The 17,508-nt window shown below is 46.1% G+C and carries 9 protein-coding genes; 1 reads left to right on the top strand and 8 read right to left on the bottom strand.

The window, feature by feature from the left end; genetic code table 11:
- Window positions 1-57: 57 nt before the first annotated feature.
- The 7 genes from OM416_RS02155 to OM416_RS02125 all read right to left on the bottom strand — a co-directional run bounded on the left by OM416_RS02155 (window position 58) and on the right by OM416_RS02125 (window position 15,400).
- Window positions 58-1,686 (bottom strand): glycoside hydrolase family 13 protein, encoded by a 1,629-nt coding sequence (locus tag OM416_RS02155; RefSeq protein WP_264926570.1) that lies wholly within the window; start codon window positions 1,684-1,686, stop codon window positions 58-60.
- Between the two features lie 22 nt (window positions 1,687-1,708).
- Entirely contained in the window at window positions 1,709-2,602 is an 894-nt protein-coding gene (locus tag OM416_RS02150) for a carbohydrate ABC transporter permease (protein ID WP_264926568.1), read from the bottom strand.
- A 13-nt stretch (window positions 2,603-2,615) separates the two neighbouring features.
- The gene (locus tag OM416_RS02145; RefSeq protein WP_264926566.1) at window positions 2,616-3,530 is read right to left on the bottom strand and encodes an ABC transporter permease; all 915 of its coding nucleotides are present in this window, start codon (window positions 3,528-3,530) and stop codon (window positions 2,616-2,618) included.
- A 61-nt stretch (window positions 3,531-3,591) separates the two neighbouring features.
- A complete protein-coding gene (locus tag OM416_RS02140; protein ID WP_264926564.1) occupies window positions 3,592-5,328 on the bottom strand; it encodes an extracellular solute-binding protein in 1,737 nt (578 codons plus the stop codon).
- Between the two features lie 248 nt (window positions 5,329-5,576).
- Entirely contained in the window at window positions 5,577-6,983 is a 1,407-nt protein-coding gene (locus OM416_RS02135) for a response regulator transcription factor (RefSeq protein WP_264926562.1), read from the bottom strand.
- Window positions 6,980-8,692 carry a sensor histidine kinase gene (locus OM416_RS02130; protein WP_264926560.1) on the bottom strand — a complete coding sequence of 571 codons (1,713 nt, stop codon included), beginning with the start codon at window positions 8,690-8,692 and terminating at the stop codon, window positions 6,980-6,982. Before OM416_RS02130 ends, OM416_RS02135 begins: the two co-directional genes overlap by 4 nt.
- 324 nt (window positions 8,693-9,016) lie before the next feature.
- Entirely contained in the window at window positions 9,017-15,400 is a 6,384-nt protein-coding gene (locus OM416_RS02125; RefSeq protein WP_264926558.1) for a GDSL-type esterase/lipase family protein, read from the bottom strand.
- 208 nt (window positions 15,401-15,608) lie between these two features.
- Here OM416_RS02125 and OM416_RS02120 point away from each other — a divergent pair, with 208 nt between their 5' ends.
- Window positions 15,609-16,481: a helix-turn-helix transcriptional regulator gene (locus OM416_RS02120; RefSeq protein ID WP_264926556.1), complete on the top strand. Its 873-nt coding sequence runs from the start codon at window positions 15,609-15,611 to the stop codon at window positions 16,479-16,481.
- Between the two features lie 127 nt (window positions 16,482-16,608).
- On the opposite strand, the gene OM416_RS02115 is transcribed toward OM416_RS02120, so the two are convergent.
- The gene (locus OM416_RS02115; protein ID WP_264926553.1) at window positions 16,609-17,346 is read right to left on the bottom strand and encodes an SDR family NAD(P)-dependent oxidoreductase; all 738 of its coding nucleotides are present in this window, start codon (window positions 17,344-17,346) and stop codon (window positions 16,609-16,611) included.
- Between the last annotated feature and the right edge of the window lie 162 nt (window positions 17,347-17,508).

Here is a 17,508-nt window from a genome sequence, read left to right as displayed (position 1 = left end):
AATACAATCCTTCTTTCTTGAGAACTGAACATGATATAACGTATTACGTATTATGCTTTAAATATGAATAAGGTACATTCTTGCCTCGTATGGACGCAGTTCACGATCCGACAGCTCACCTGTATAATTGGATATCAAAAGCTGATTGGATTCTGTTAATTGCTCCTGAAGCGGGAATTCGGTCGTATATTCCTGGAAATTGCATACCACAAGAATCGTAGTACCGTTCAACGTGCGAGTATAAGCAAACACGTCAGGGTTCTCTGGAAAGAGCAGCTCATAATCGCCATATACGATGACTTCATGATCTTTTCTTAGTTGAATTAACTTCCGGTAATAATGGAATATGGATTCAGGGTCATTCAAACATTGCTCGGCATGGATATGCTCATAATTCGGATTCACCTTAAGCCAAGGTTCCCCTCGTGTAAAACCTGCGTTATCAGAAGTATCCCATTGCATAGGTGTTCGCGCGTTATCACGGCCCTTGGCGTAGATTGACTCCATCACGCTTTGTTCAGGACAACCCTTCCCCATTCTTTCCTTATAAAAGTTGAGCAATTCTATATCTCGATAATCCTCTATCGCATATTGGACATTCGTCATCCCCAATTCTTCACCCTGATATATGTAAGGCGTACCTTGCATGCCATGAAGAAGGGTGGCCAACATTTTAGCCGATTCGATCCTGAATTTTCCGTCATTTCCCCAACGAGATACAATTCGAGGCAAATCGTGGTTGTTCCAGAACAGACTGTTCCAGGCATCTCCTTTGAGCTCCGTCTGCCACTTGGACAGCACTTTTTTTAATGCCATCACATCCAAAGGTTTAAGAGCCCACTTTCCTTTACCTTCCTGTTCATCAAGGCTGATGTGTTCAAATTGGAATACCATTGAAAATTCACTGCCGTCCGGGTTGCTATACAGTTTGGCGATTTCCGGAGTTGCACCCCATGTTTCTCCAACGGTTAGCAGGTCTTCCGCTTTCTGAAAGGTCTCCTTGCTCAGTTCCCTGATGTATTTATGCAGATTAGGTCCGTTTCCCGTAATCTTCAAATCCGGTTCTTTACCGATTAAGTCGATCACGTCAAGTCGAAAACCACCAACACCCTTGTCGATCCACCAATTGATCATATCGTATATTTCCTGCCGGACTTTTGGGTTTTCCCAGTTGAGATCTGGCTGTTTTACGGAAAATAGATGTAAATAATACTGCCCGATCTCAGGCACCCATTCCCAGGCTGAACCACCGAAGGTGGACCCCAAGTCGTTTGGAGGCGTTCCTTCCACGCCATCTCTCCAGACGTAGTAGTCATGGTACGGATTGTCTTTGCCTTTTTTGGCTTCTTGAAACCAGGGGTGTTCATCCGATGTATGGTTCAACACCAGATCCATGATGATCCGAATGTCTCTTTTCTTGGCTTCGTGAATTAAGTTTTCCATATCTTCCAAAGACCCGAACATCGGATCGATATCCTGATAATCTGAAATATCATATCCGTAATCATCTTGAGGGGACTTGCAAACAGGTGATAACCAGATTGCACCAATGCCCAGTTCCTGTAAATAATCCAATCGCGAGATAATTCCCTTCAAGTCGCCGATGCCATCTTCGTTATGATCTTGAAAGCTGCGTGGATATATTTGATATACAACAGTTTCTTTCCACCATTTTTTATTTTCCATGTTCCATTCAACCTTTCTAATGTTATTCTTTGACCGATCCTACGACAATGCCAGTTACAAAGTATTTTTGCAGCAGTGGATAAATCAGCAATAGCGGGATAACAGCGATTACGATTTTGGCCGCATTCAGGTTTTTGTTCGAAATTTCAGTCAGGTTGCTGAGTTCGCTGGAATTTGTACCGGCTTGAAGCAAGTCGGCAATATTCACGTTAAGGGACTGAATATAGGTCATTAGCGGATAATTGCTGACTTTGGTCATATAGATCAAACCACCGAAAAAGTCATTCCATGTACCCACAATACTGAATAAGGCGACGGTCGCCAGTGCAGGAATAGACACGGGAACATACACTTTGAACAAGACCTGAAGCGGATTGGCCCCGTCGATGAACGCTGCTTCTTCAAGCGCTTTAGGTACAGCGGAGAAGAAGTTCATCACGAGGATGACTCTGAATATCGGGACAGCACCTGGTAGAACAAGTGCCCATATCGTATTCAGCATATCCAGATTTTTGATCAGCAGGTAACTTGGAATCATGCCTCCACTGAACAACATGGCAAAAATCATGATATTCATATAAATGTTTCTGCCTTTAAAATCCCTCTTCGATTTGGATAACGGATAAGCCATCAGAATAATCAGAATCATATTAAGCACAAGGGCAAGCACAACACGTAGAACAGATATGCCAAAGGAACGCCAGAACTGTGCATCATCGATAATTTTGGTATACGCCGCAGTTGTGAAATTAACTGGAACGAGACCTACTGCATTCGCGGTTACCGCCTCGCTGCTGCTGAATGAAATGGCAACGATATTCCATAACGGAAGAAGGCAGACCAATGCCAGCATGATAACGATGGCATAGATGACAAACCGGCCAATTCGTTCTTTGAAGTTTGCAGAATAGGACACAGGTTTGGCCTCCTTAGAATATTTTTCGGTCCGTATATTTTTTGGCCAACTGGTTGGCAGACATGAGCAAAACAATGCCGATGACCGACTTGAACAAGCCAACTGCCGTACCGAAGCTATACTGTCGTCCAACGAGACCGATCCGATAGACATAGGTATCCAGAATGTCGCCCGTCTCATAGACAACCGGGTTATACAGATTATAGATTTGATCGAAACCAGCGCTCAAAATATTCGTCAGGCTCATTACACCCATGAGCAGAATGATGGGGAGCATGCCCGGCAGCGTAATATGCCACACTTTTCTCCACCAACTGGCTCCATCCATTCCTGCCGCTTCGTATAGACCGGGATCAATCGATGTAATCGCAGCTAAATAAACGATGGAACTGTAACCAAACTCTTTCCACACGTCAGTTCCTATAATCAGTGGCTGGAACCAGGTGTTGCTGCCAAGGAAATTAATATTCTCCAGGCCAAAGAACGCCAACATTTGATTCACAATTCCGTCCAAGCTGAACATGTTGACAACGACGGATGCTAGGACAACCCAGGATAGAAAGTGCGGTAGATAAACAATCGTCTGCACGGATTTTTTCACGTATTTAATACGAATTTCATTTAACAAAACGGAAAAAATGATGGCCATCATCGTTCCGAGCAGAATCTTGCCAATCGCAATCACCAACGTATTGCTGACGACCTGCGCGATATCCGGCAGCTTGAACATATACATAAAATGCTTCAGCCCTACAAATTCGGAGCCGAACATGCCCTTGGCCGGTATATAGTCCTGAAAAGCCGTAATAATGCCGACCATCGGAACATAGCTGAATACAAGCAAAAACAAAATGCCTGGCAGCATCATGATATGGTACATGGCACCTGGGCCAAGACGGCCCCTTGTTTTCAAGTTACCCTGTTTCATGGACGAACCCCTTTCGTTGAAGAAAGGCTGCGAATCGCAGCCCTGCCACAGTTCATAGATGTTATTGTTTCGATGCGATCTCGTCTTCAATTTCCTGAATAACTTGATCACCGCCTTGTTTCTTCCAATTGCTGACGAATGTATCGAAGTAATCAAGCGGTTCTGAACCCGTTATGATTTTGATAAACGATTCCTGCTCCAACTTCGTCAGATTGGCCCATGTCTGTTTCATGCTCGGTGTAGTGCCAGAGTAAGCAGGTGTCATCCAGACAAATTTGTTTTCCTGTGTCAGTTTGTCGATCAGTCCCACTCCGTTGATCCGTGAATGATATTTGGACCAAGCAGTCACATCATCCGTATCCATGTCGCTCAAATAGGTTTTGATGCTTCCGATGTTGTTTTTCGATTCGGTTGTGCGAACCTCGTCGAGGCCGATCTCTCCTTTAATCCCGCGAACAACGTCAGAGTAATCATCCAGCAGCGATGTAGCCGAGTTGACTTCGATATTAAAAGGTCTCGTAGATCCGTCTACCCCGGTCTCCTGATACTTGGCAGCTTCAGGCATGGTTGTTGCGGCATCTTTATCATTGGCCAGTTTATCGTAGAACAAATTAAGAATCTTAACGGCCAGTTCAGGGTGCTCATACCCTTTTCTCACCACGATAAACTGATTGGATGGATTGGCATGGGCTACGTTGACCTTGCCGTTTGCATCCTCCAGTGTATAAGCCGAGAATTTCGCATTTTTATCCATCTGTTTCGCGCTGATCAGTCCCCAGTCTGGAATATGCCACGGTCCAAAAGCAATACCGCTTTGGCCATTGGCGTAGAGTGCGGTAATATCATCAAACGTGCGGGTTCCAAATTGCGGGTCAATGATGCCATTTTTGAACCAATCGGCCATGGTGCCCAGCATTTTCTTCGTTTCTTCTGTCGTGGAACCATACACGATTTTGCCATCTTCACCATTCATCCAATATTGCGGGAAGGCTCCCTCGGTTGAGGCTACACCCAGCATCGTATAGGCAGAACCATTATAATCCGTTGTATTCATCGTGTTCACAAACGGAATACCTACCGGATTCCCGGATTGGCCAGGATCTCTTTTTAAAAATTCCAGCGCTGTTTTCTCCACTTCTTCGAGCGAGATGGCGCCATCTCCGTCTGCATCCAGTTGAATTCCCAGCAGGTCCAGCCAATCTTGGCGGACCCAAACCATCGTAGGTGCGGAATCGAGGGAAGTTGCCGGAAGTCCCATCAAACGTCCATCGATCGTTGCATTGTCTAATGCGCGGCCATCGTAGGAATCGTACATCTGCTTGATATCATCCGTAGCATATTGATCATAAATGGCTGTCAGATCCTCAATCAGATCATTATCCACCAGTTCTTTGAGTTCATCTTTGGAATCGACACGCATCATGTCAGGCAATTCCCCTGATGCAATGGCGAGCGAAACTTGCCGGCTATAATCTTCACCATTGGCTTCAAATTGGTCTGTAATCTGAGCGTTAAACGTTTCTTTGACCAGCCGAGTATACGCGTTGTTCTCGTAAGTATCTCCAGCCGGAAGTTTTGGATTGGCTGTGGTCACCCGTCCCATGGTTACGGTGATTTCGTCTTTATAGGCACTGAACGGATCTCCGGGCGTTACCTCATATTTGCCTGCTTCCTCTGCAGTAGGAGGACTGGAAGAGTCTCCACACGCCGCGAGGGTTGCAATCATCAAGGCAGACATGGATAGTACAGCCAGACGCTTCGTTAACAGGTTGCTTTTCATGGACCATTTTGTTCTCATCTCGTTCGATTCCCCTTTATTCTGATGTTCAATTATGTTTACGCTTTCATTATAAAATGGAGTGAAGACCCCTCGTGATAGGGATTACACGTCCGTTTGGATAGAGAAATGGTTACAGTTTTCAATTGGTATTACAAAGCATTGTAAACTTGTGAGCATTTATCCTACCTACTGACCGACATTCGTCTATCTCCCCTTGTCTCGATCAAAAACAAAAGCCGGCAGCTCCTAAAACAGGAAACTGTCGGCTATTTATTTCCTCTACCTAGCTGCCGATATTCGCTTGGCAGAAGACCTGTCAGTTCGCGGAAAATCCGACTGAAATATTTTTCATCCGTATAACCCACTCGTTCCGCAATCCAGAAAATCGTGTTGTTTGTATTGAGCAAATACTCTTTGGACTTCTCTACCCGGATGAACCGGGAGTACTCATTAAAGGTTTTTCCCATCAGATCTTTGAAACATTGACTGAAGTAACTTCGGCTGATATTGAGTTGTTGGGAGAGACCTGAAGCTGTATAGGCCTGTTCCAAATCCTGCTGCACGATCATCACCGCTTTTTTAACGGCATCGACGATTTCCTGCGAATACGAGCTCTGTTCATCCGCCTTGCGAATGCTTGCAGCGGTCTGTTTGATCCATTCTTCAACTTCGTACCAGGAATCGAAAGAATGGATCATGGCGATTCTTCCAAGCGAAGTTTGGGCAAACAGGTGGTTCCATTCCATAACGATTGAGTAAAGTAAACCCATCAACTGACCTTTATGTAATCGTAATGATTTGAACTGGTCCATAAGTTGGTTGTAATAACTGTCATGGTGGGTCCAGGGTGTTTGGAACCAACTTTGCTTAATAAGGTCCATGTCTTCATCCTGCGGTTCTTTTGAAAATGTATCTTCCTCATTCATCGAAACGTCAATGACTTGGTTATTGGGGTTGTACGCATAGAATAAAGACGTCTCTGTATAATTTATAATCCAGTTTTTGATTTGTGACCATGTTCGCTCATGTACATCAGACAAAACCAACAACGTACTATGGGGAACTTGATGGAGAGACTCCTTCAATTGATGGAATAGTTGATCCTCTTCCGACGGGGGTGCAGCCCACATGCAGCTATTACGCTCAACCTCCCACCTCATCTCATCTTCATGCGCAGTTATATCCATTGGCCACGTATGCTCGGATTTGCGATCCTGTGAAACAAGTGCATACACATTGGGATAATGGACATTGATTTCATTCTGCGAAGGCATCTTTCTGATCGTGTTTGTCAACCCGTTAATCCGGGTATGTATGCGCTGCAGAACATGTTCGAATTGCTCTTTCTCCAGCTGGACTTTGGCTATATAGTCGATGGCTCCGAGTCTGAGCGCTTCCTGGATATAATCAAAATCCTGATGCAGTGTTAACACAACGATATGAAGTTCCGGATAGAGTTGCCTCGCAGCACGCATCAGTTCAATCCCTGACATGACCGGCATCGCAAGATCCGTCAACATCATATCCACCGGTTGGGATTTCAGGAAATCCAGTGCTTTCGCACCGTTGCTTGCCTCTCCTACAACCTCCATGTTGAAATCGTTCCATGGCATCGCAGAGCTAATGCCTTTGCGTACCAACTTATCATCATCTACAATCAATACTTTAATCATGACGAGATATCTTCTCCTTTAATAGGCAATACGAGCAGTATGCTTGTCCCTGTTCCCAATTCACTCTCGATCACCAGTTGTGCTTGATCCCCGTACTGTGCCTTCAACATGCGGTGAACGTAATTGAGTCCGATACCCATTCCGACTTTTTGATGTTCAGCTACACGATTGTTTAGCAGATTATGAATGGTTTCTTCGGTCATGCCTGCACCGTTATCTTGGATCATAATGTTCAGCGTTGAGGTGCATGTCACTTCAATTTGAATAAACCCTTCGTCACTCAGTCCATGATATAGTGAATTTTCAACCAGCGGTTGCAGAATAAAGCGGGGCACAGGAATTTGAAGCACTTGTTCATCTGCTGTGATGCGAACGTCAAATTCAAAGTCATAGCGAATTTGCTGCAAAATCAGATACTGCCTTAACGCATCAATTTCCTCTTCCATTGTGGATACTTGCCCTAATTTGCCTAGATTGTAATACAACAGTTTGTTCAAGGACTGCACCAGTTTATCGATCTCCCCTTGTCCGTTCATGACGGCCAGCCAGTGCACTGTATCCAGCGTATTCATTAGAAAGTGCGGGTTGATCTGATAGAGTAGCTTCTCCACTTCCAGGTCTGCACGAATCTTCTCTTTTTGCTGCACTTCTTTGAAGAGGTCACCGATTTGATGCTGCATATTCGAAAATTCACCCAACAGAAAATCGAATTCGGGAATCTGAGTGCGCGCTCGACTCCCTGTCGTTTGTGGATTTTTGGACATCCCGTTGATTTCCGAATGGAACAGACCGAGTGGTTTGTAGACCATCTTCCACAGAAGCCAAGCAAGAAACACGGTAAAGCCCAGGAAAAATAAAGCGACCAGCAATATTTGAAGCAACCACTGGTTTTTCTCCTGTTGATATTGAGCCTGTGAAATGACAGATACGACACTCCATTTCTGTGAGGCATCCTCTTTGAACCAATGATACCCGCGGGATATTCCGTCCTTGGCAAGATCGACCGTTAAGCTGGAAAAATTCTCCCCGACCTTCATGGCCTCGGGTATTTCACTGTACACAATGTTTCCTGTACCATCCAGGATGAGATGAGATAAGGCGCCGTTGTATTGATTGTAACCCAAGATATCCTGTGTAAGGCGAAAGCCGGATTCTACATAAATGTAAACGTCGTTCCTTTCAGACAGTTGTACTTTTCGCATGGCAGACAGAACGAGTTGGTCATCAAATCGGTTCATACTGGTGTGGGGACCATAGTACTTAATGCCATAGGTTTGGAAGAGCACCGGCAAAGACTCAGGAGAAAAATGATCCTTAATCGGAAAGTTGCCGAACTGCGTAGTGCCTTCTTTCTGGAAATAGTATAAGGTCAATCCGATATTCGGATTGGTAAACGTGACTACGCTTAACTCACTCTTTAATTCGTCTCTGGCCTCAATCAATTCAAAGATATCGGAGGACGGATTCAAGAATTCATCCAGCTTTTTGCCTAAAGTACCCCTGTAAGATAATTGCTGCGTAACGTGATTCAGATTGGTGATGGAGTTCTCCAATGAGGATGTCACCTGCTGTAAATTGCTACGGATGCCATCATCGATCTTATTTGCGAAAATAGAGTCAATAGTATAGTAAGAAATAGCAAATATGCTGATAAAGGGGATAAACGCACTGAGAAAGAACAATAAAAAGATTCTTTTTTTGAGTGTCATGGGGACCTATTCTCCTTCTGAAAATGAAACAGCAAGCCTCCTGCTTATGGAAGCTTGCTGTGAATATACATACAGCTATGCCGTTTATCGTTCTCTCCATAGGCCTCGTCCAAGTCCAATTTCCTTTCATCATTATAGATTGATATTCAAATAAGTCAAACGCTTTCATACCGAACGGTGGCATCATCCTGACCGGTATCTTAATCGATGATACAATGTTTTCTCCCTAGTCTGGGGATAGAACATGTACCGTTCGAATTCTCGAAAAAGACAAAAGTGCTACGCCTCAACATGTTGAGGAATAGCACTTTTGATATACCTAACCTACTCGCGAACCGTTACATTTAATTTGTACGATCTGGTTTCCCCTGAAGAATTACGAAGTACAGCTTCATACTCGTAGATTCCAGGTCCCCTTCCAGAGATTGCGGTAACCGCAGCCTGTGCACCAGGCGAATGAGATTGCAGAGATTGTGTGTCAATTAATACACCATTTTCGTAAAGTTCATATTCGGTTGCGTTTGTTCCCCACCACAGATTCATGGTGACATTAAAGTTGCCGTCACCGTCCCAGTTGTCGTTCGACAGAACGGCTTGCCCCGGGGAAGCATCCGTGACGATGACTGTCAGCGGGACGCTCATGGTTGTGCCCAGTGCATTGATCAATTCCCCAGTATAGATATAGGTGCCATTTTTCTTTCCAGTAATATCAACTTGAACAGATTGGGCGGATGGGGATTGATCGACCAGAGAAATATCCTTAATCAATTCTCCATTCTCATACAGCTTGAACTGATTGCCGTTATTTCCCCACCACAGATTCATCGTGACTGTATAGTCTCCGTCTTTGAGTCCTGTGTCATAACCATTATTATCAGATAACACCGGAGTGCCAGGGGCCCCGTTCGCTAGTGGCGTTGCCTGATGGAGCCACTCTTCCCACTTAAGCAGCACAATTGCCTGCTCATCCGTGAATACGGTTCCTCTAGCTGCCTGAACGTCATTACCATAGGATGCAAGAAGTTGACGCGCTTTTGCTCCCTCACGATCGTTTGCTGCTTGTTTGGCCTGTTGTATCGTGTTCGCAAGCTGATCAGCGAGAACGCCGGCATTAGGATCGATCGATTCATCCGCAAAGGCGTTGGTCAGATTAATCAGACTATCGAACGTAGCAATAACCGCAAAACTATATTCAACCGTCTGTTCCCAGCCAGCCATATCGGAGACGGTTGCCGTGACCTGGTTTAGACCGGGATCCAGTGTATAGGCCGGTGTGTCCAGGAGTACACCCTCGGGTTCTGCCACACCAGAACCCGTATCGGAGGCTGTATAGCCAATTTCCACGTGCTGATCAATGGTGTACTCGGTTTGACCTTGAATTTCAATGGTTGGAGGTACGAGATCAATGGATATGGACAAAGATTGTTCACTCTCTTTGTTACCGTCAACATCAACGCTCCAGTAGGTGATGGTATGTGTACCTTCTTCAGTTAGGGTCAACTGTGTGCCACTCACCGTTTCGCCACCATTGATTTGATAATAGGTCCCTTCGATTTCGGAATCTTCATCGCTTGCTGTAAAGGTTACTTGTGCTGGAGAAGTATACCAGCCGTTTTGCGATTCTCCTTGTACAGTTGCCGTGGTATGCGGGGCTTCCTGCTCCGGAGATTCTCCTTCCAGCGTAACAAAGTCAGACAGCGGTATATTCAATTCCTTCACAAGTAGTGCCACGAGTTCAGACACCTTGATTGCACCGTTCATTTGCAAATGTGTATTGTCTTCGGTTGTACCTACCCACATGAATATCGATTTGGTTCCTTCTGTGCCAAGCTCCTGGAAATGCTCCCAACTGGCTTGGTTCAGATCGATGATGAGCGTGTCTGTTTCCTGCGCCGTTTCTTTCATCGCCTGTACGTATTCCGGGAAGCTCTTGTTCAGCACCTCTCCGGTAAAATCACGACGGTTCACTGGCGTGACCAGAACCGGAATCGCACCTCTTTGCAGAGCGCCGTTAATGTATTCTTTCAAATATACCTTGAACTGCTCGGGCGTAAGATAACGCTCTGGACGTGAAGGTGTGGAGTCGTTATGAGACCACTGCATAAACAAATAATCACCTTCATGAATGTCGAGCAAAATATTGTTGAGATATCCGCCGTTCAGGAAGGTCTTGCTGCTCAATCCTCCGACTGCCCGGTTTTCAATACTGACCTCATTTGGATCAAAATATTCACCCAACGTTTCGCCCCAGCCCGCTTGCGGACGATAGTTCTCCGCGTAATTAGCCACGGTGGAATCGCTAGCCAAATAAATAACCGGTTTATCGCTTGCACTGTGATCTGGCAGACGCTCCAGCTTCAGCGCATTGATCTTCGGTGCATTTCCGGTGAAGTTGAAGTTAAAGACACCATCGATCAGGGCAATATCATACGTGATTTCTTTGAATTCGCCCTTGGCAATGCTTGTAAGCGGCAGCTTGGTCATCTGCTCTACAACGACATTCGCGCTGGTCGATTCCTCCGCATCCCCGATGGTCATCGTTACCCGGTAATTAGCCGGCTCCATTTCCACCAGGAAGGAGGTGCCGTTTACCCGTGTGAAATCCTCTTTGAGCAAATCTCCAGTTTCCCTGTTCTCATCTTTGGTCAGCGCAGTATCAGCAAAGCCATACCCATTGCCTTCGATGTACGCTCTTTTGGCATCGACTTTGATGTATTCGTCGGCTGCGCCGCCAGAACCAAAGTCGAATTTGTATTCGTTAATCTCTTCGTCCGGTTCAGTTGTCAATGAATCCTTCGCGACAGTTAACATGTTAAACGCATGGTCAACTTGAGCTTGGGTAGCTTCCGTATTGAAAATGGCTTCCGCAGCTGCCAAAGCCCGGTTCACTACGGCCTTCGATGCATCTGTATAATCCGACAGATCTAGTGCTTTGATCTCATCACACAGAGTGATCAATGCAGTCTGATCGCCACCCTCCGAAGAGAGCTGCGTGCCTTCAATTCGCACGTTGTCGATCTGGGTAGTCCAGTTCAACGTGCCTCCACCGCCTTTTCTCGTTCCCAGGAACCGCATGGATCTGACATTGTCCGCATATGCGGCGGAACTCAGTGAGATATCTGCAATCGTTTGTGTAACTGTCGGATCCGCTAGGTTCGTTAATGTCAGATCAAGTGTTTTCTCGGCAAAATTAACGGTAGCATCCACATTGACCCACTGGTTCTTGGAAATATCTGTAGCCGTTCCCCCTTCAGGTATGGCTGTATCACCTGTGCCGTAATCCGGATTATATGCACCGACAAAATAATGAATTTTGGTGCTTCCAGTTTTCGTAAACAGCGTGAACAGGGCATTTTCGTTCGAATCCTGAACCGTGAGATGACCTTCTGATGGATAGGCACTCACATTACCGGATTGCCAGTCAAAGTTCACGTTCACCTGATCGCCGTTCACGGCATCGAACAGACGGAACACTTTGGCCCGATTGCCCGATCCGGAACCCGCGACGGAAAGTACCTTATTTCCGGATTTTTCAACTACCGTTCCGGTCATGGTTCCTGCAATACCCGTGGCATTGACCATCGCATACTGGTAGTTGGCAGCATCGCCTTCAAAATCCTCCTCATAGAGCTGGATTTCCGGCTCAGGCTCAGGTTCGGTAATATCCGGGTCAATGACCAGCGATGAAATGCTCAGCTCCAAGTCTTTGACCGCACCGGCAACGAGTCCGGCAATTTTCTGCGCACCATAGCTGCTGAAATGCGTATTATCGTTGATCCCATTCGGGTATTTTGGATATTCACCCGGATTAGCATAAAGGAACACTTTCTCCGTAGCTGTATTACCAATTTTGTCATAGTACGCAATACTTAGCTTGCTGAGATCAATCAGCGGCACATTAAGCTCCGCCGCCACTTCTTTGGCTGCCTGCACATAGGCGGGGAAGCTGACGTTGAATTCTTGAGTCACCGTGTTGAAATCTCTGCGTCCAACCGGAGTGAGCAATACCGGTGTAGCGCCGCGCTGTTTGGCACCGTTTACATAACGAGCCAAGTAGATCTTATAGTCTTCTGGTGACGCGTACCTGTCCGGTATCCCTGCACTGGCGTCGTTATGACCAAAGGAAATGAAGAAGAAGTCCCCCGGCTTAATTCGCTGCAGGATCGTATCCAAACGACCGTCTACCATAAAGGATTTACTGCTTCGACCACCGATCGCATCGTTCACGATCACTGCTCCATTGGAGAAATAACGTCCGAACTGCTGCCCCCATCCTTCTTGAGGAGCCTGTATTTCACTGTAAGATTGCATGGTTGAATCACCGGCCATATAGATCGTCGTTGCCGCACCAGCCGCTTTCTCTGGATATTTCTCGATGATAACGTCTTGGATGTCTATGGCTGTACCCGTGAATAGAAAATCGAGCTGTCCATCTACCAATGCAACATTATAGGAATACTCTAGCGGTGTTCCCGCTGTCACATTGGTTACGGCGATCTTCTGGACGAATTCGGATTTGACCCCGACGTTCGAGTCATGCGCATCATTGCCTAATCGTAGCGTCACCTTGTAGTTGGCATTGGGCAGGTCAACAGCAAATGTTGTACCTGTCGCAACCGAAACCTCATTTTCTCCTACGGTAACACCGCTTGTATCCTTGAATCCGTACCCCGTCTCTTGGTTGTAAAGAGTGTCCTGTATAGCTGTATTTCCCGACGCTGTCTCTGTACCGAAATCAAAGCGGTAAACCGGCTCCGGCATTTCTGCTTCGCGGGTCAGCGCGAGATCGGCTTTAGGGAATGCTGTAGCTTCCGCTCCAAGATAAAAGCCGGTATGAGGCGGCTGGTTGTAGGCTACATTTTGCCAAGCTACGCCAAGTCGGTACACAGGGTCCTGCATCAGCGTAGGGATGCGATAGTCTGAAGGAATGGTCGTTGTGTAGAGACGATACTCCGAGCTATCTTCGCTCCGCAGCAGAATCTCCTCACGCCAGTCACCCAGAATATCCGCTTGAAGCGCCGGATTGCCTTTGGTATGGTTGTTCGTTAACGTACCGGTTGCTCGGAAGATTTCATCCAGCTTTTTGTTTTCGTAATCCCATTTATAAATGAGTGGAATTCCTTTGGCTGTGCTGTTATCCCACTCATGGTCAAACAGCTCCCGCTGAAGATCTCCATCCCACCAGATCGCAAAATTGGCAGTTTTGGGTCCTTCTTCCGCAGTGTAGATAGCCTCTCCGGCAGCTGAGTAGGTATTGGTTACAGGGACACTTTGCCCGTTGGTAATGGTTGTGGCCCATGATTCGTAGCCCGGATAGTTCGGATCAATGTCCGCTGACATGCCGCGACCGGTGTCAAAACCTGTTTTCTCACCCCAGAGAATTTCACCTGTTGCCGCATCGCGCATCTCCAGTCCATATGCCGCATCCGAATGCTCATGTACGCTTACGACCTGGTAGCCATCCCGGTTCGGATCGAGCTGGCCGGCGTGCATGGCATCGCCATGACCGAGTCCGGTGCTGTACAATAAGCTGCCGTCATCGTCAATGGCCAAGGCGCCAAACATGATTTCGTCCTTGCCGTCATTGTCGGCATCCAGCACACTTAGATTATGGTTGCCCTGTGATTGGTATTGTGATCCTGCTTCGTTTGTATCGAACGTCCAGCGCTTGACGAGTTCCCCGCCAACATAATCATAAGCAACAAGTACTGTGCGGGTATAATAACCCCGGCTCATCACGACACTTGGCTTCGTGCCATCCAGATAAGCAATCGCGCCGAGGAACCGGTCTACACGGTTGCCGTAGCCATCACCCCAATCGCTGACGTTGCCTCTTGGTGGATCATAGTCCACCGTGGATACGGCCGCTCCGGTCTCACCATCAAACAACGTGAGATATTCCGGTCCTGACAGTATGTATCCGCCTTCGTTGCGATAATCCTTAGTGCCGTCACCAATGACCGTGCCTTGGCCGTCCTTAGTGCCGTCAGCCGTCTTGACAACCACCTCGGCTTTTCCATCGCCATCGAGATCATACACCATTAACTGCGTATAATGTGCTCCGGCGCGGATGTTGACTCCCAGGTCAATCCTCCACAGCTTGGTGCCGTCCAGTTTGATGGCATCGATATACACATTGCCGGTATAACCTGCCTGCGAATTGTCCTTGGAATTGCTCGGACTCCACAGGAATACGATTTCATATTCACCGTCGCCGTCCAAGTCAGCTACGGAAGCGTCACCTGCATAATACGTATAGGTTCCACCGTCTTTGGTCCGTCCGTCGGCTGGTTTATCCAGCGGGATAGGCAGATAATCGTTATGCCAGACCGATGCAACCTCCGGCTGCATTTGCTCCTTGCCAGCAATAACGGTGGAGATCTGATATTGTGAGCTGTCGAAACCAGTGGTGTCTACATAGTTTGTCACATCGCTTATGGGCGACGTGTTCACTTTGGTTCCATTTTTATATATATTGAAAGCGATATTATCCGGATCATTGTTCAAATACCTCCAGCTTAAAAAAACGCCGTTGTCTACAAGAACCGCAACCAAACCCCGGTTAAGATATTCAGCTTGGCGACCCGGCTGGCTACTTGATGACTCTGCACGTATCGGCGCTGGAGGAACAGCCAGTGAAATAACCATAAGGAGTGCTAAAAAAGAGACAAACATCGATTTCTGGATGGAAACAGTTCTTCGGATCATTCGATTAACTCCTCCTTATCTAAGAATTCATTTTTAGAATCATCAGTTCGATCCTGCCCTGTTTGTTGTCAAATGAACACAATTTACAGCCACCTCCTCTTTATGTTACCGCTTACATTTATCTTACAGGTCTAAAAAAAGACAGACAATCTAAAAAATGTGACGTATTATATAATATAATTGACTTTTTTAGGAAGGAGATGAAACGATGGTTCATACGGTTTCTTATGCTTTTCGGAATGACGATACATCAATCATGACACTTGACTCTATTGGATGGCAGATCGTTTCTAGCGAGGAATACCGTTGTCCAAGTGATGATAGACCGGACCCGGGGCACGTGGTTTTTCAATACACGCTTAATGGTCAGGGTTATCTGGATATTGAAAATCAAACGATTCCTTTACCAAAGGGACACGCCCTATTTGTTAAAATCTCCGGAGAACATTGCTATTACTATAAACAAGAGAACAACGAACCATGGGAATTTATATGGATAAACATTCGCGGGGATGAAGCCAATCGAATCTGGGATATGATCCATGATACTGAGGGACATGTCATACGACGAAACGCGGACTCTCCCTTGATTCAAGAATTATGGCAAATTATCCATTTGATTCATCAAGAGAAGGTTACGGACAAGTATCGCTTGTCCATGCAAGTCTATCGGTGGTTGCTTATACTGGTACAGACGAGTCGGGATGCGGAGAAGGATATCGGCGCCCTATCCATAACAACGATTGAGAAATGTAAAAAGTTCATCCGAGAGAATTATGCATCTCCATTGACGCTGGATTTGCTCGCCACCCATTGTGATATCAATAAACATTACTTGTGCAGGTTATTTCAGAAATCCGAGAAAACTTCACCGCTAGCCTATCTCAAAGACAGACGAATTGAAGTTGCAATCCGACTACTCCGCACGACCGAACTTCCGATTTCCCAGATTGGCCAACATTGCGGCTTTGATAGTCCCAGCTATTTCGGCAAAGTTTTTCGGCAATATATGTCCATGTCTCCCAAAGAATATCGCATGAATAAGTTAGAATTTCCGTACGAGGCCATTTATTATGAATAGCCAAACTCGCTGTGTGCTAGTTGTCTTTGTGCGGGAGCTACACTTTTTCCGATAAAATAAAAAAAAGCCGCTATAATAATAGCGACTTTCAATGGGACTACGTTCTTGTACTTCGACAACGCTGCTCTTATTGAGCGGTGTATCCTCCGTCTACGATCAGACTATTTCCTGTCATATATGAAGAATCGTCACTAGCTAGGAACAGAACGGCTTTCGCCATCTCTTCTGCTTGACCAAGACGTTTCATCGGTGTTGCCGCAGAAAGTGCTTGCTTGCTCTCTTCCGGGATAATCGGTGTATCGATAAAGCCTGGGCAAAGGGAGTTCACCCGAATATTTTGCTCAGCATACTCGAGTGCGAGCGAACGAGTCAGGTTCACAACGCCGCCTTTAGCTGCATTGTAGGCTGCTGAACCAGGCGATCCAACCCATCCGTACATGGACGCCGTGTTGACGATGGTGCCCCCGCCAATTTTCAGCATTTCGCGGATCGATTCACGAGCGACCAAGAATACGCCGTCCAGGTCAACATTGACTGTATTGCGCCATTCGGCATAGTCAAGCTCATGGGTCGGATGAACACGTCCAATTCCTGCATTGTTGAATACGATATCCACTTGACCGTATGCTTCTACGGTTTGTTTAAAAATCTCAGAAACCTCTTCTTCACTCGTTATGTTTGCTTTAATAAAGAGCGCCTCTGCTTTAAGCGCTTTCAGTTCCTGCTCGAACGCCTTGCCTTTTTCTTCATTCAGATCCACCAAAACCACTTTAGCTCCTTCGGAAACGAATAAGCGAGCTGTCGCTGCACCAATCCCGGATGCTCCTCCTGTGATGACTGCAACTTTATCTTGAAGTTTGCCCATAAATAAATCCCCCAGTATAATATTTTGAATAGCGCCTATATAAATAGTGCTATATGATGTTTACAAAACTAATTCTATGCTTAAAATTGTAACAATCCAATCATTAAGATATGACCAAGTGTCTACCTCGTAGACACTTTATAAAACTATGTCTATATTTAT

This window comes from Paenibacillus sp. LS1, assembly GCF_026013365.1.
Classification (GTDB): Bacteria; Bacillota; Bacilli; order Paenibacillales; family Paenibacillaceae; genus Paenibacillus.
This window is presented reverse-complemented; position numbering and strand designations above follow the sequence as displayed.

Bases quoted from the DNA above. Each gene is read 5' to 3' on its own strand.
- OM416_RS02155 (WP_264926570.1), bottom strand. From the start codon at position 1,686: ATGGAAAATAAAAAATGGTGGAAAGAAACTGTTGTATATCAAATATAT.
- OM416_RS02115 (WP_264926553.1), bottom strand. From the start codon at position 17,346: ATGGGCAAACTTCAAGATAAAGTTGCAGTCATCACAGGAGGAGCATCC.
- OM416_RS02145 (WP_264926566.1), bottom strand. From the start codon at position 3,530: ATGAAACAGGGTAACTTGAAAACAAGGGGCCGTCTTGGCCCAGGTGCC.
- OM416_RS02135 (WP_264926562.1), bottom strand. From the start codon at position 6,983: ATGATTAAAGTATTGATTGTAGATGATGATAAGTTGGTACGCAAAGGC.
- OM416_RS02140 (WP_264926564.1), bottom strand. From the start codon at position 5,328: ATGAGAACAAAATGGTCCATGAAAAGCAACCTGTTAACGAAGCGTCTG.
- OM416_RS02130 (WP_264926560.1), bottom strand. From the start codon at position 8,692: ATGACACTCAAAAAAAGAATCTTTTTATTGTTCTTTCTCAGTGCGTTT.
- OM416_RS02125 (WP_264926558.1), bottom strand. From the start codon at position 15,400: ATGATCCGAAGAACTGTTTCCATCCAGAAATCGATGTTTGTCTCTTTT.
- OM416_RS02120 (WP_264926556.1), top strand. From the start codon at position 15,609: ATGGTTCATACGGTTTCTTATGCTTTTCGGAATGACGATACATCAATC.